Genomic DNA, 15,685 nt, shown 5'->3' on the forward strand with positions numbered 1-15,685 from the left:
CCCTTTGGTACTGGAGAAAACCAAAAGCCGGCTACTAACAGCCGCAGACGACGTATTGCACGTCAAGGTTCCTTCCCACGTGATGCCAACTCAGACTACAGGCATTTATTAAGCAAATCTGCCCATCCCTCGTTAATTCTGCCTGTTCGCACAATAGGCTGCACGCGGCAGCCTGTTTAGGTTTGTTCAACTATAGTTCGCTCTTAGAGTTTAGCGGCTTAGTTCTTTTTGATCTTTAATTTGTTGAATATGTCGTTGCTCGTGTAAATAGAGCAATTCAACCCATTGATCTAATGATAAGTCTTCGAACACTGGATGCTTAACAGCTATTTCCTCCAATATAGACTTGTCATCAATCTTATTTAGAACACCCAATAAATCTATTCTTGAATCATTTAATTGTTGAATTAGCTGAAGAACGTAAAAAGGTCCCGTACCTGGTTCAGAAATTTTTGGTGCACTAATGAACTTCGATCTATCTAGTACATCTTCAATCGGTTTGCGTACTGCTTTAGCTCGTTTATTTTGTTCAAGYCCGAAAAGAATTGCTTTAGTAAACAAAGTTTCCGTCTTCAATAAATGATGACAAATCTCGGCTATACTCCACTTATTTGTCTCTAATTTTCGATTGAACACTTCGTCTGATATATTCGAAATCTCATTTACTAATTGCACTCTTGTAAAAAAAAGATTTTCTTCGAAATACTTCATCTTCAAGCCCTCCCTCAAATTAATGGTACTTTTTATCTCAAGGTATTATGACTTGGTACTAATTATACGCTCTCCCCAATGAATCAATAATGGATTGAACAATCCTACTTCAGCTTCCCAAGTCATCACGTATCAACTAATGGATCATGCTCTTCGCTTGGATGTGGTGCCATTCCCCATGTTTCTTTGATTAGATTCCCGTCAACATCATATTCACGGATCATGATACGCCCATCGTCCAGGGGGATGAGATCGACCCTATGTGAACCAGGCGGATTAACTTCTTGTTCCTGTGCCAGATGCATCTTATGTAATTCACGTTCATTACGGGGTTCACCGCTACTGATAAGTCCCACCTCCACCTATTACAATGCAAACCGTCCCTCGAAGTTCTTAAAAACCTTCATCCGTGGCTCTTCGTCTTAAGTTCCCAGATCCTCCCGCAGAGCATAAGCCCAGGCTGCATACAGTTCTGTTAACCCGCGCAAGTCTTCCCCACTTTTTCAATAAGTGTAACACGAAGAAAGGGGGTATAATAGACGTCATTTTATTCGTTGAAAAGATAGGACCCCGCTTCTTTGAAGCTCAAACACTAGTAACCCCGCTCCTAACAAGGAGCGGGTTGTTACTTTGGTGTTGTTAATTCATGGATTCATACTAAACCCTTGTGGTGTGATGTAATACGTTTGTGATTGTACACCCACAGGTAATCTACTCCACTACAATTGTCATTTTTCTGAAGTTTGTCATTAGTCCTCCTAAAAAAAACACAAGCCAGTGGTCAATTAAATCTTTATACTAATAAAGGTTTAAAATTATTTGCTATGTTTCTATATTTTAGGAGGAAATTATGAAAAAAGTATTAAATACTAGACTTGCCACCTCTGTCGTGGTAACAGCTTTGATAAGCTCACTTACAGGAAGCTTTGCCTTTGCAGAGGAAAACGTAAGTGTGATGCCGATTAATACCGTCATTACAGCGAAAACCGACATGCAGCTTGCTGTTGAACAAGGTGCCATTGAAGGGTATGGCGATTCCGACTACCGTGGCGGACAAGCAGCTACTCGCGCTGAAGTTGTGACGATGCTCAACCGTGTAGCCAAATTGGCGCAAGCCGATCTGGGCAAAGCAACTTTTGGCGATCTAGCTGAATGGCAAAAGCAATCGGTTGCTAATGCTGTAGCTGCAAATCTAGTAAGTGGCTATGAAGATGGCACCTTTCATCCAGATGCGAAAATGAACCGTCAAGAACTAGCAGTTCTTATCGTAAAAGCGCTAACGGGCGGACAAGCTCCTAAAGTTAACGAACAAGTACTGAACTACTTTAAAGATAATGCTTCTATCACTTCTTGGGCACGTCCTTACGTTGCTTACGCTGTAATTTCCGGCATTTTCACCCCTGCTCTGGATGGCAACTTTAACCCTACTGCTGAAGTAACTCGTGATGAGACGGCTAAAGCGCTTAAACCAGTACTTTTTAAACTTGTCGATATTCTAACAACGAATGACATTCACGGACAAATTGAAGTCGGCTTTGATAAGAAACGTAATCATGCACAAGGTGGCATGGAAACCGTTGCTGGAATCGTAAACGATTTCCGTGCGATTAATCCTACCGGAACCGTTGTTGTTGACGGTGGCGATGCTTGGCAAGGAACGCTTATTTCCAATACGACGAATGGCCAATCCGTGCTAGATTCCATGGCTGAGGTACAATATGATGCTGCTGCCATTGGTAACCACGAATTCGATTTTGGCCGCGATACTTTAATCACTAACATCAAAAATGCCAAGTTCCCGATCATGGGTGCTAACATTATTGATGATAAAACAGGTAAACCTGTAGATTGGACGCAGCCTTATGTCATTATTGAACGTGGCGGTTTGAAGATTGGTATTATTGGTTTTGCTACACCGCAAACAATGACAACTACCAAATCAACCAACATTGAAGGCTTAAGCTTTGCAAATCCAGCTCCAATCGCTAAGCAGCTTTCTGAAGAGCTTCGCGCAAAAGGCTGCGATATCATCATGGTTACCTCCCACCTGCCAGGTGAACAAGATGCCAAGTCCAAGCAAATTATGGGCGAGCTCACTGATCTTGCGAATGGGACTGGAAACGGCACGTTGGATGCCATCGTAGGCGGTCACTCTCATATGCGTGTTGCTGGCATTGTTAACGGAATTCCAGTTGTTGAAGCACAAAGCTGGTTGTATGCGGTTGGGCACATTCAACTTTACTTAGATAAAACGACGAAAAAGGTTGTTTCCTCGAATGCTAGTCTTTTGGAGACCTATACGAATTTAACGACTGCTGATCCAGATGTTAAAAATATCGTCGATGGCTATAAATCCAAAATCGCAACGAAAGCTGGCGAAATTGAAGCCGTAGTTTCTGAAAACCTTGGCCGAAAATCATTCCGTTATGATATCAACGGCAGTCAAGATCGTGACGGTGCAACACCACTCGGTAACATCATCACAGATGCTATGCGTACTTCTGAGAAGTCAGATATCGCATTCACGAATATCGGCGGGATTCGTGCTGATGTTGATAAAGGCGAATTAACCTACAGTGATATGTTCCAAGTCCTTCCTTTTGGTAACTATAATGTAACTGGAACAATGACGGCTGAACAGATTAAGACTGCTTTCGAAGTGTTAGATAAGTACACGAAACTTCCTGCTCTTCAATTCTCAGGTGTAAACGTAGAATGGGATAACACGCGTAAGGATGGAGATCGTTTTACTAAGATTACCTTAATCGATGGAACTCCGATTTATGTCGATGGTAAATTCAATACGGATAGAATGTTCAAAGTAACTACCAACGATTTCATGGCAACTGGCAAAGGTGACGGGTTCACTGTTTTCGGTGAAGTGAAGGATTGGAAAGACGGTGCGGTTATGCTTGATGCATGGGTTAGCTATGTAAATGCTTTGAAAGCTGACGGTAAAGAAGTATCCGTGAAAGATGACAGTCGCGATATTCGTGTAGATATTAAAAAGTAAGATGTGCACTAAGTGCAAACAAACAACCACGCCATTGGCTCTGCCATGACGTGGTTGTTTTTGCATTTGAATACTGTGATGAACTCTTCCCATTGTAAATAAAGATGCTGTTACACCGAATACAATAAGGAATTATTACCCTAATTTGGAAATGTTATTCGAGACTTCACATCATTTAACCGTTTCATCTGAAGGCCCATATTCCAGGATTAATCGTGGCGCTAAATCCAAATTATTATGGTCGATAGCATATTCTCTGGAATAGTAAATTACTTTTCCACTTGCACCTTCCTCTGTCTTTTTAATAAGCCAGCCAAACCCTGCACCAACCTTTATGTCCTCAGTAACATCCCAAGTGACTTTACCGCTCAGACCGTTATAATGACTAGACCCCGCTGCTGTAGCATTCGAATATTTCCCGCCTTGATTGCTCACTTTTCCTGGATTGAGCATATCCCATTTGTCACCATCATCATTTTGATTGCTTATGTCCGTATCACTGGGGCTGTTCCATGTAACGCCATTACCGGTCCCACGAACCTGTTGATTAACTTCATCATTCGAACCATTCCCCTCCGTCCAATTCACTAGGAGGCGATGTGCATCTACAGTGCGAACGTCGTTTCTTCCCCAGTTATCTGAATTGTCCATAATAGTAAGAACGAGTGTGGCACTTTTCAAACCGACCGTACTAAGTTGATCTAGGCCGTCAAATCCCACTAGGACACGGTTATTACCACTAGCTTGAATGGTCAGATTTGGATTGCCGCCTTCGTTGGTATTAGGTGAGCCTTGTCGTAAATAGCTATCCTTACTGCTGAGGAGAGTCCCGTTTACCGTGATTGTAAAACTGCCTGTTGCTGCGTTACCAGCTTGGTCTTGAGCCGAACAGTTCACCATTGTAATCCCTAATGAGAAGGTGGAACCAGAGCTGTGAGTGCAAGCTACAGCGATTGAACCATCCACGATATCTGTGGCTGTTGCTGTAAAGGATACTGCAGCACCTGAAGGATCAGCAGCCCCAGCTGTCATATTTCCCGGAAGGGAAAGCACTGGCGGTGATGCATCCAGAACAGCTTCCGTTTTGAAGGTCGAACCAACGGTTATCGTATTTACAAACGAATACGGGATGGAAGTCGGAGCTGGTCTGACATGTCTTAACACGTTTGGCTGAACTTCAACATAGTAGTCCGTATTCCGTTCAAGTTCATTCGGGAAGCTGACCACCAGCTTCTTATCTTTATAGGTATAGCCTACCCCTGTTTTGAACTTGACCACAAAGTCAGTCCCCTCAACAAGTGCTGTACCGTTATTGTTGGTTCCTTTATAAACCTTTACGATACCTGCAAAATTAGGCCCTTCCAAAACCTGCGGCGTGCTTGTCGGATCAATTTTGTTGATGTCGCCAATCCCATCTCGATTAAGGAACTCGACATTAAAGCCAATCTCGACTTGTGCATCTACCGATACGCCATTCGCGTCGTTAGACGGAGATATAAACACATCGGGAGTATTGTCAAATTCCCACACATCCGCCCATCTTGCCGAGTCTAACTGTCTAGTTGTCAACACAGCAAACGAATTGCCCTTGATCCCCGAAACCTTGTATAAGCCTCCAGTTGCATTAGACGATTGTGCTGACGCTGTACCGGACGGGGCAAGTACGCCCTTCTCGGTTATCTTGCCGTCTCCGTTCTCGTTCCACATATACACGTAGTAGGTCATGGAAGTGTCTAAGCCTTCGACGCTTATACTAGTTGCTGCTGTTGTTGACTGATTCAGTAGGAAGAAGCTTTGCTCTGAACGGTCCGGGCTTTCAAGCGCCGCGACAATCTTATTGTTGGAACCGCCGTCACCAGTACCGCCGCGGACTTTTACACTGTTCCATCCAGATTCCGAAGTCATGGATTCAAGCAAGAATGCCCAGTATTCAGGACGAAGCTCATACCCGCTTCTTGCATCCATAATCATGCTGTGGTCTTGGATGTCACCGTCATACTTAGCGTGGTAGATGTCCCATTTACTAGTGCCGTCAAAGCCTAGCGCAGCCGACATAATGTTAAAGCCTGAGGTTTCATAAGCATATTTGATCAGATTGGCTTGGGTTCCACTGTAGGCTGCGTTCATATAGCCTTTGTTTGGACCAAACTCAGTAATTTGGACCGGCTTGCGCTGGTCTTCAGGCAGAGCGTTAATAATCGCCTGCACAGTGAGCAGCATATTGTATCTCGTCGAGCCGTCGAACCAATATCTGTGGATCGAGTATTCGTCAACCACGTCGTTCAGATTTTCACCCATAAGCTTGAACCAAGCCGCCTGGTTACCAGTCAGCAGGTCGCCGCCTACAATCTTAACGAGATCTCTTATGCCCTCATTCTTAAGAGCTGTGTCAAGCGCCCTGTAAACTTGCACATACTTATCCATAGGGATGCCGTCGTTTGGTTCATTGTAAATTGTAAGGGCTTTGATGTTGGAAAATCCTTTATCCACAATAAGTGTCTTCAGATGCTTGGCCCAACGCCCCATTCCTGTGCTGATATCCCAACTGGTATCACTGCTAGCCACAATCTGGCCGTTCAACTCCGTGGCTGGATGCCAATAGGTGAGATTGACCGCCGAGTGGGTGTCCTTAGCAAGCTGCAGCGTCTGTTCGAGCGATTCGAAATTCAGGTCTCCGTAGAGCGCCGTATATCCCGAATTGCCGCCCGCCGCGTTATTGACATACGGAACCGCCCTCTGTGGGTCCGGATCATAGAAAATGCGTGTATACTTCGGATTCAGATTGATAAGTTTATCTTCAAGATTCTGAAGATTGGCGTCGGTGGCGTCGTAAACCGTCCTGTTTAGGTCGGAGAACAGCTGATGGTTATACTGACCGCCCCAGCCCATAAAATCTTCAACCAAGATGTTGTCGTTGATATCTTGCGATACAGCCGGTTTGTAAACAAAGTTTGCGTTTGTTCCTTCAAGGGCAGAATCCGGCGCAGTAGGCGGATCACCGTCAGGAGCGATAGCCTGTAAGCTAGGTATATTCGCAAGATATGGCTTGGTAATCGGCAGCGGCGACAAGCTGTAATCCGCTATGTTGGTGCCGTTAGCCAAGGTGTTGTAAGGGTTAGCACCCCATGTGTACAGGACGTCGCCTTTCCAGGCGATAGCGGTATCATTAATTCCGTAGAAGCCTTCTACGTCCTTAAGCGCAGTATTCTCGGTTGCAAACGGAACAATTGAAGTGTTGGTAACGTCCGCGATACCGAGGCCAAGCTTTGCGCTTTGGTTACTGCCMCACACATAGACTTTGCCGTCGGAAGACTTGACCATATAGGTGACGTTGGTACCGGTACCAAAGGCCAAGATGTCATCGAAAATCAGGCTTTCCGCGTTCGGTATGCCGTTTACTGCGTTATAAATGGCCGCAGGCTTCTGTGGAACAAGGCTTGTTTTATTATTAGCGAAGGTCCCGGCAAATAGGGCATATACCTGACCTATATCGTCAAGCATGATTGCCGTGCCGCCCACTGACGCGCTAATCTGGACAAATTTGCGCCCCGTTACAGGGTGAGCAACCTTCGCGAAGCGATTTGCTGGATCGGATGAGAACTGATTAGCTCCTGTTCCTCCAAAGGCATACATGTTTCCGTAATTAGTCAAAATGAAGGCCGAAGTCGTACCAGCGCCTGCTACTTCAATTGCTTTCTCACTCGGGTCGGAAGTGTATACAACTTTTCCGGGCTTTGCCGAATACCATGCCTTACCGGCATCCAAGTATTTAATCCCGTTAGCAGCCTGCGCTTCCCAGATCGGTCTTAATACGCCTGAAGCTACAGATATACCAGGTAAGTCACGACCAAGCCGATAGTCATTCGTCCACCCATTCGACTCATTGCCACCGTTGGCTGCCGATGCCTGACCCCACGACCATACCGCGCCGTCTTTGTCTATTACATAAGTGCTGCCTACACTTGCCGTAAGAGAATGGCGTCCTCCCGCAAAATTAATCGGGGTATTGTGGAAGGTGGAATGAGTTGCCCATTGAACCGATGTAGATGAGTTCAGAATACCTGAACGCTCAAAGCCGTTTTTGCCCCAAGCATACAGTTTGTTGTTTTCTTCATCCCAAGCATATAGCAGGTTGCCCTGGGATGTGTAAATCATATCAATACCACTGAGTTCTACGCCCGCGCTTGTATAAGCCGGTCTGAATACGCCGGTTAAGCCGCCGTTCGGCATGGAAATGGAGCCGTTAGCATAGATTCCGTTAGCGTTATTGCCGTTGACATAAACTTTGCCGTCGGTTGTTAAGAGCGCTGTCGCGTTCCCGTCCGCGTCCGAGCCGCTAAATGTAACGGCCTGCTTGATTACAGCAGATGAGAAAGCAGGTGGAACTTTTGTTGTAAATTTGTAGACCAAGTCTGTTGTTGGATACATGACATTATTGGGATCTTTAAATGCGTTAGCCTTAACGACCATATAATAGTCTGTGTTATAAGAAAGCGATGCTGATGGTGAAATCCTCACCACTGTATTCTGATTTTCAAATTCAACTGTAGATTGGACAAGCGTGCCAGTAGACATACCCTGATGCAGCTCGACCGATGTGTTCAAACTGCTAACGCTGGTTAAGACGCCTGTAAAAGCAATGGAAGGTTTGACTTGTCTCGAAACCCCTGTTGCATTGTTGGCCGGCAGTGGTGAAGCCGATAACTGTCCAATTGTTTTGAAGGTTGAACCTTGTGTAGCAATGGAGCTCCCTTTGAAATCCTTGAGTTTACCCCCTTGAATTTCAATATAGTAATCTGACAATTCTTGAATCGCGTTTACAAAAGTAATTGTGAGTATTTTACCAGCATTCGTAACTGAATAAGCACTCGGGGCAAGTAAAGTTCCAGTATTATTCGTGCCCTTGTATACCTTTACTGTATCAGCTAGCGAACTGCCGCTGGCAAGAGAAAGGATCTTGTTAAAGCTTATACTTGGAGCAGCATCAAGAGCCACTCCGGTAGCACTATTCGCTGGCGCAAAGGATACTGCAAGCGGCAATTCATCATTCACATGAGCGGCGAGCGCTGGAATATTAACGAGTGCTGCTTCATTAATTGGCTTCGGTGTGCCTTGTGAAGCAGTCTGACCAATACCGGAACCATTTCCAAGCATATCGACGCCGGCATTGTACCCCCACGTATAAACGACATTGCCTTTTACCGCGGCCGCCGTTGTCCGGAACATACTCATATACTCAACATCTTTTAGCAAAGGATTTACTTCCGCTGTTGCTACGGTTTTAGTAGCCGCTGTCCCGTCACCGAAACGTACGCCATGAACCGTCCCGCCAGATGATGAGCCCCAATCATATACGGTGCCATCGGTTGCTATGGCAAACATGACATGATTGGTCGTTGGCCCGATCGCGTAAACATTTTTAAAAGTTATACCTGAAGCCGCATTCCCGTTTATACCGCCAGTGGTCCCGTTGCCATAAACGGCCGAAGGGCGGGTTGCGGTACTCGCGACAGCCGAATACACATTGTTGGCGCTGCCTGAGTTAAACACCGTATAGATGTAGCCTTGATCGTCCAACAGGATAACAATCCCCCCTGAGGATGTGCTCATTCTTACAAATTTTCTGCCTGCAGCTTTGTCAGGGTGCTCGACCTTAACAAATATCGCACTAGCCGAAGTAGATAGCCCTTTACCAAACCCATACAGGACACCTGTCTCTGAGAGGATATAATTGACGCCTGGCGTCTCGTCAGAACCGGCAACCGCGATCGCCCGTTCGTCTGGATTTCCAGGGTTGAAGATCACTGGAGCCGGCATTACACTACTAAGTGTCCCGTTCATAGAGTAAACCGCTTGATCAACACTGATATCGCGACCTAGACGAAAGTCATATGTCGCAAGTGTACTTGCGCCGCTGGAGCCCCAGGAGTAAGCCTTCCCGTCGGTGGCTATAGCCACAATCGTGCTGGGATTGGCGCTGCCAGAACCAGCAATGCCGCCTAAAGTCTGTTCGTGAGAGCCATCAAAGCTAATTCCGAGCTCCGATAACGTCTTATTGCCACTAAATGTTAATTCAGTTGCATATGTAACATCTGTCTGAGTTGCACCCGTGCCACCGAGTACACCCAATTTCCCCCCGTAAGCTCGCCCCCATCCATAGAGTTTGCCATCGGACTGACTCCACGCGTACATCGTGCCGCTATTTTGGTAAATGCGCGTGATGTTGGTAAGAGGCGTGCCTGCACCGGTTAAGACTTTTGTAAAGAGTGTGCTTGCGCCGCCTGTCGTACCGTTTCCAAGCTGACCGTTCCCATTTCCGCCCAGCATGTACACGCTTCCATCAACCAAAAGCGCCGTACTGCCGAATGTAGTGGTGGAGTTCGAAGTGTTCGCAACTACTTGCTGGATATGCTTTGTTAGGCCATCTTCATTAGAAATACTAGGATGCGCCGAGACTGGTATAACCATCGTCATTACAATGGCAATTACTATGACCATACTAAGTACCTTACGAGTGAAACTTGTCCTCACGATAAACCCTCCTCGTATACTAGTAATTGAAGCTAGATCTGAAACCAATTTCGGAAACAACTTTTTCTCGGTGGTTTTCTCCCACTACTCTAAGCAGACACTTTCACCCTTTATCATAAATCTCCCTCTTATTCTGGGGTATGGGTGAAATTGCTTAAGCATGTTATTTTATAAATAAATTTGAAATCCACCCTCGTTCAACACCTCTTCATTGAACATATCAGGTCGTCGCCATATACGAAAACAAAAACAGCCTGCCCTCTAGAGGGCAGGCTGACTTATGGTTCATGGCCTAATGGAACCGCTTTAGTTATTTCTTATTGGTGTGGGAACCCAAAGCCGGAAGCAATATCATATCCTAAGGATGCAGAAATTCCAGCGAATATATCGTTCCCTCTAGCAATACTTTGTAATTGTGAACGTACATCTTGGGCTGAAGATTTAGAATTTGGTATTTCACTCCAAATCTTTGCCGCAAGTCCGGAAATGTGAGGAGTTGCCATAGATGTTCCACTTAGTATACTATACCCTCCATCATTCCAAGTGGATTCAACATTCCGACCAGGTGCGCTTACTTCGACATCTCTCTCTTGAATGATATAATTTAGATAATTCCCCTCTGGTAAATAGCGGCCTCTGGAAGAGAAATCGGCTATTCGTAAGCTGCTATCTTCAATAACTTTCTCAAGTGCGGCTACCGCGACTACATTCGATAGTGCCCCAGGATAACTAATGGTATCAGGATTAGGTCCTTCGTTTCCTGCTGCCGCTATCACAAGAACTCCTTTAGCTACCGCTTTATTAATCGCTGATTCAATCAAGCTGTTTTTTGTACTGGACCCCAGTGACATGGAGATAATTAGTTTTTTATTATTCTGAACTGATTGATCTACAGCCATATCAATAGCCCTAGCGATATCGTCTGAATATCCTGTACCTCTATCATTCAAAACCTTATACGCCCAAAGCTCAGTACTTGGAGCGACACCCCATATTCCTTTACCAGAAACTCCACCATCGGCTACAATGGTCCCCGACACATGAGTTCCATGCCCATTACCATCTGAGCAACTACCTTCGACAAGGGGCTTTTTCATACTGGTGAAATCCATACAACTTGCTACCCTACTTGTCAAATCAGGATGAGATTTATATACACCAGTATCCAAAACAGCAACTGTAATGCCGTTTCCTCCAGAAGATTTTGTGATCGATGAATCATTATAAATCTTTTCGATTCCCCAAGGTGTCGAGTCGATCGGAGCTTTTGGCGTATTCACTTTCCCTTGAGCTCTATTGATTTCCATCGTATGCACGATATCTACCTCTGAAACTATAATACCCTCATCCTTGCGTTTTCGTATTTCTACTAATTTTTGCTGGGAAACATCGGTTGTAAATCCTTGTTCCTGAAAGTCATGACGGACACCATACTTTGACTTTAGTCCTTCCTTCACAATCTGTTTATTAGTATTAATAAGAACTCGAATTTGTTGTTCTCCACTGTTTGCTGTTACACTTGAAACAAATAGAGACATATGAACAACTAAAAATAGTGAAAGTATTCCCCATTTTTTAATTTTCAAAAAAACCCTCCTCATTGCAAAAATTGAGCGACTCGAACTATCATATGCGTTCTAAACAATGAATAGAAACGAAAATAAACGTCTGCCTTTAAGGCCGACGTTTATTTCTTACCACATTAGAAGTTTAAGTTTTCGGTTCCCGAAAACATCTTTCTAATTGGCGATAAAAACAACCTTTAAAACGCGGTCGCTCATCCTCGAATGACTTCGATAGAAGTTTTTCTCATGACCAAGGCTACATGTCCACTCCATGCGATCCTTCCATGCATATTCTATTCTACTTACTACTAAAATTTATTAGATTGGCAGGTGCATCCATGACTAATCAAACACTGCGCATTGGGGATACCGGGAATGATGTTATAACCTTGCAGAAAGCACTTTCCGACAGAGGCTTCGATCCAGGAGCCGCGGACGGGATTTTTGGCAACCGCACATTAAAAGCCGTTAAGTCTTTCCAGCAAGCAACCGGTTTAGTCGTAGACGGCATAGTGGGGCCGATTACTTGGTCCGCATTAGGCCACGTACAATCGTCTTCTGGCAGGCTGCTCGACGCGCCGCATATCCTTCAATTGCCTGAATTGCCACGCGGATGTGAAGTGACATCTCTTGCAATGATGTTAAACTATGCAGGCATCCATGTTGATAAAATGACACTTGCTTCTCAGATTAATAAAGTCCCTTATTGGGAGGATGGCTTTCACGGAAATCCGTACAAGGGTTTTGTGGGGGATATGTATGATTTCAATCAACCCGGATACGGGGTGTACCACGGACCGATCTACGAATTAGCCTCGCAATACATGCCGGATCGAGTCACAGATTTAACTGGCTCGGATTTCAGCAGCGTGGTCAATGGGATAACGAGAGGAACTCCGGTCTGGATCATAACCAACACGAGGTTTAAACAGCTGGATCCGAATTCGTTTGAGACATGGTATACGAAGTCGGGAACCGTCAAAATCACCTGGCATGAACACTCGGTTTTAGTTACTGGCTATGACGCGAATTACGTTTATATCAATGACCCGCTAGATTCTTACGGAAAAAATAAAAAGCTTGCGAAAAAGAAGTTCATTGAAGCTTGGGAACAAATGGGAAAACAAGCTATCGCCTATTTATAGATTTGAAGTTTTGATTTATCCCAAGTCGCGAAAGTTGACTCCGTTAATCTGGGCATCCTTACACTTCCCTCATTCGTTTGAAAAGCTTTAGCAATCCGTCTTGGTGCTCATTCATCCATTCCGCCAACTTTCCTCTCATGAACTTGAGCGAGGTTGCGTAGGTTGGATTAGCAACCTGATTGTTCATTTCATGTGGGTCCTGTTTTAGTTCGTACAGTTCGTCTAAGTCACCGCAGTTGAAAACGTACTTGAGATTGCCATGCCGAATCATCCGCTGTGTAAACATCACATTTTCAAGGCCAGAGCATTCCGTCACGACGCAATCCGGCCAATCGGTGACGGATTGCCCATCGATAAGCGGCACGAACGAACGACCGTCACGGGAGTTTGCCGTTTCCCGAGGTACCCCGGCAAGGTCTAGAATCGTCGAGTAAAAGTCACAGGAGCCAACAAATCGATTCTCTCTTCGCATCTCTTGTTTGGACCCGGCTGGCTTTACGAGCAGCGGTATGCGGCAAGTCTCTTCATACATGAAGAACGCTTTGTCGCTCAAGCCACCGTGTATGCCAAGCGATTCGCCATGGTCGGCTGAGAAGATGATCGTCGTATTCTCAAACAAATCGTTTCGCTTCAAATATTCGAGAAGTCGCCCAATTTGTTCATCAATCGAGCTCATAAAACCGTAATAGTGCTTGACGTAAGGCTCAAAAGCCGACCAATCTTTGGAGTTGGCCATTCGGGCTTTATGAATCGAAGGTTTATTCTCGTTGTTGTCATAAAAATTTGGCCATGGTTCGAGCTGCTGATCCCGGTACAAATTGAGATGCTTCGTCGGCGCCATATACGGCTCGTGAGGCCCCCAAAAATTCAAAGCGAAGAAGAACGGAAGCTTGCGCCGACGGAAACGATCGATGTAGTGAATAGCCCTATCGGTTAAATAATACTCCACCGTAGATTCGATTGGAGACACGACCTCCGATGCGGTATGTACGTCAAAATTGCCGGATAACGTGTTTACCGTTTCAAAGCGGAGACTGTTTTCTTCTAAGTAACGAAGATATTCTGGATACTCGTAACCGCCGTCGCCATGCCCAGGGAAATCGTCGCCTTCGTAYCCCAAGTCGGTGGGCAAGCTACGGATATTGTATTGAAATTCGGGGAACGTAATCGATTTCTTGCCATATCTTCGGAAATCTTCGGTTTCGACAATCTCTTTTCCATGGCCTAGATGCCATTTTCCGGTGTATCCAGCACTGTAGTCTTGCTTCAAAAGCTGGCGGCTAAGCAACATCGGGTCATCAGGCAGCTCACGGATCAGACAATTAGCTCCATAAGTATTGGCCTGCATGCCGACGTTGAACGGATAAAATCCTGTTTGTAAAGACGCTCTTGCCGGCGTACAGATGGGGCAGCTTGCATAAGCATTATCAAATACAACGCTCTCTTCCGCCAATTGGTCGAGATTAGGCGTCTGACATACCGTGCCCCCATAGCATTTCATCGTATCGATACGCTGCTGGTCGGTCAAAATCAACAAAATATTTGGGCGTTTATAGTTCATTTCGCTTTTCTCCTTTGCCAACGAAGTATAGGCTAGGAATTCTACCCTCTGAAGACATATGTCGGACGTCCCTTAATGCCGATTTTCGCACGGAACAAACYGCCTGCGGATGGTTGTTCTGCGTGGGCATCCTCCGATAATGGGGAACTGGCCGACGTGATGTACAATTCGTCCATATCCTTACCACCAAAAACGCAAGATGTTACATATTTTACTGGCAATTCAACGACGGCCAATCGCTCTCCCGTAGCAGGATTCCACCTGCTCACTTTCCAGCCGCCCCATTCAGCCACCCAGATCATACCCTCTTCGTCAGAGGTCATCCCGTCGGGTAAAATTTCTGTTCCCTGATAAGGGATCACCGTACGTTTACCGGTCACTAATCCCGATTCTATTTCGAAATCAAACGCATCCACACGGTAGGCAAGCGAATCGATATAATACATCGTTTTTTCGTCTATGGACCAGGTAATACCGTTGGAGCAACCAATGCCTGAATCCAATTGCCTGTAACTCCCATCCGGATAGAAGACATACAGTGCCCCATCCCGCACATTTCCCTTAGATGCAGTACCCGCAAAAAAACGGCCTTTCGGATCACATTTTCCATCGTTGAACCGGGTATGGGGAAGGTGGCTTTCCGGATCGCATACAAACGCCATGGTTTCATCTTCTGGATTGTAAAAAGCCAGTCCCTGGTCACCCGCAATGAGGATACCTCCGCCTTCCCTTAATGCAAATGAAGCGACCTTCATCGGCAGCTTTCGTATGCGATGAACCCCGCTGGAAGGTATATAATCGTGCAATGTTCCTTCGTCGTAATCGATCCAAAGCACCTGTTGCCCGGAGGGGTCCCAGACAGGCCCTTCCCCTAAGGAACAATGTGCTTCAACAGCAAGTTCAGCCGTGTATTTCATGGCGTCTCCCCCATTTTCAATTTTGACAATACGATTTGCGCTGTAGATTCAAACATTTGCTCAATGTTACGATCCCAACGAGACGGATAGCCCCAAGTCCTCCAAGCATCCACTTCGTAGCCCCCCTCATCGTACATGGATCGGCGCGGAATATAACCGATCTGAGAGTGGCAATATCCTAATGTGATCAAACGAAGTTTGGGATGACGCTCCTTCAGACGCAGGCCATATGCAGCAACGAC

General features: G+C 45.6%; 10 protein-coding genes. 3 read left to right on the forward strand and 7 right to left on the reverse strand.

Features of this window, described 5'->3' with window-relative positions; translation table 11 throughout:
- On the forward strand, window positions 1-180 hold a 180-nt coding region (locus tag AC1DVJ_RS27760), incomplete at its 5' end, for a hypothetical protein (protein WP_477595545.1).
- A 30-nt stretch (window positions 181-210) separates the two neighbouring features.
- Here the strand turns inward: AC1DVJ_RS27760 and AC1DVJ_RS27765 are convergent.
- Together AC1DVJ_RS27765 and AC1DVJ_RS27770 are read right to left on the reverse strand one after the other, a co-directional pair.
- Window positions 211-711: a DinB family protein gene (locus AC1DVJ_RS27765; protein ID WP_477595547.1), complete on the reverse strand. Its 501-nt coding sequence runs from the start codon at window positions 709-711 to the stop codon at window positions 211-213.
- A gap of 125 nt (window positions 712-836) precedes the next feature.
- Window positions 837-1,073: a hypothetical protein gene (locus tag AC1DVJ_RS27770; protein ID WP_477595549.1), complete on the reverse strand. Its 237-nt coding sequence runs from the start codon at window positions 1,071-1,073 to the stop codon at window positions 837-839.
- A gap of 488 nt (window positions 1,074-1,561) precedes the next feature.
- Between AC1DVJ_RS27770 and AC1DVJ_RS27775 the strand changes: the two genes are divergently transcribed.
- The gene (locus AC1DVJ_RS27775) at window positions 1,562-3,724 is read left to right on the forward strand and encodes a 5'-nucleotidase C-terminal domain-containing protein (RefSeq protein ID WP_477595551.1); all 2,163 of its coding nucleotides are present in this window, start codon (window positions 1,562-1,564) and stop codon (window positions 3,722-3,724) included.
- Window positions 3,725-3,895: 171 nt separating this feature from the next.
- On the opposite strand, the gene AC1DVJ_RS27780 is transcribed toward AC1DVJ_RS27775, so the two are convergent.
- Window positions 3,896-10,255, reverse strand: a complete 6,360-nt coding sequence (locus AC1DVJ_RS27780) for an Ig-like domain-containing protein (RefSeq protein ID WP_477595553.1) — start codon at window positions 10,253-10,255, stop codon at window positions 3,896-3,898.
- Window positions 10,256-10,572: 317 nt separating this feature from the next.
- Window positions 10,573-11,841: a S8 family peptidase gene (locus tag AC1DVJ_RS27785; RefSeq protein ID WP_477595555.1), complete on the reverse strand. Its 1,269-nt coding sequence runs from the start codon at window positions 11,839-11,841 to the stop codon at window positions 10,573-10,575.
- Between the two features lie 317 nt (window positions 11,842-12,158).
- Here AC1DVJ_RS27785 and AC1DVJ_RS27790 point away from each other — a divergent pair, with 317 nt between their 5' ends.
- On the forward strand, window positions 12,159-12,965 hold the full coding sequence (locus AC1DVJ_RS27790) for a C39 family peptidase (protein WP_477595557.1): 807 nt from the start codon (window positions 12,159-12,161) through the stop codon (window positions 12,963-12,965).
- A 58-nt stretch (window positions 12,966-13,023) separates the two neighbouring features.
- On the opposite strand, the gene AC1DVJ_RS27795 is transcribed toward AC1DVJ_RS27790, so the two are convergent.
- The 3 genes from AC1DVJ_RS27795 to AC1DVJ_RS27805 form a co-directional block, all read right to left on the reverse strand.
- A complete protein-coding gene (locus AC1DVJ_RS27795; protein ID WP_477595559.1) occupies window positions 13,024-14,526 on the reverse strand; it encodes a sulfatase-like hydrolase/transferase in 1,503 nt (500 codons plus the stop codon).
- Between the two features lie 41 nt (window positions 14,527-14,567).
- Complete coding sequence (locus tag AC1DVJ_RS27800) at window positions 14,568-15,443, reverse strand: SMP-30/gluconolactonase/LRE family protein (RefSeq protein WP_477595561.1); 876 nt, start codon at window positions 15,441-15,443, stop codon at window positions 14,568-14,570.
- Window positions 15,440-15,685, reverse strand: a 246-nt coding sequence (locus tag AC1DVJ_RS27805) for a hypothetical protein (protein WP_477595563.1), incomplete at its 5' end; no start/stop codon positions are given. The genes AC1DVJ_RS27805 and AC1DVJ_RS27800, both read right to left, overlap by 4 nt.

Source organism: Paenibacillus sp. P4_A9 (assembly GCF_056402415.1).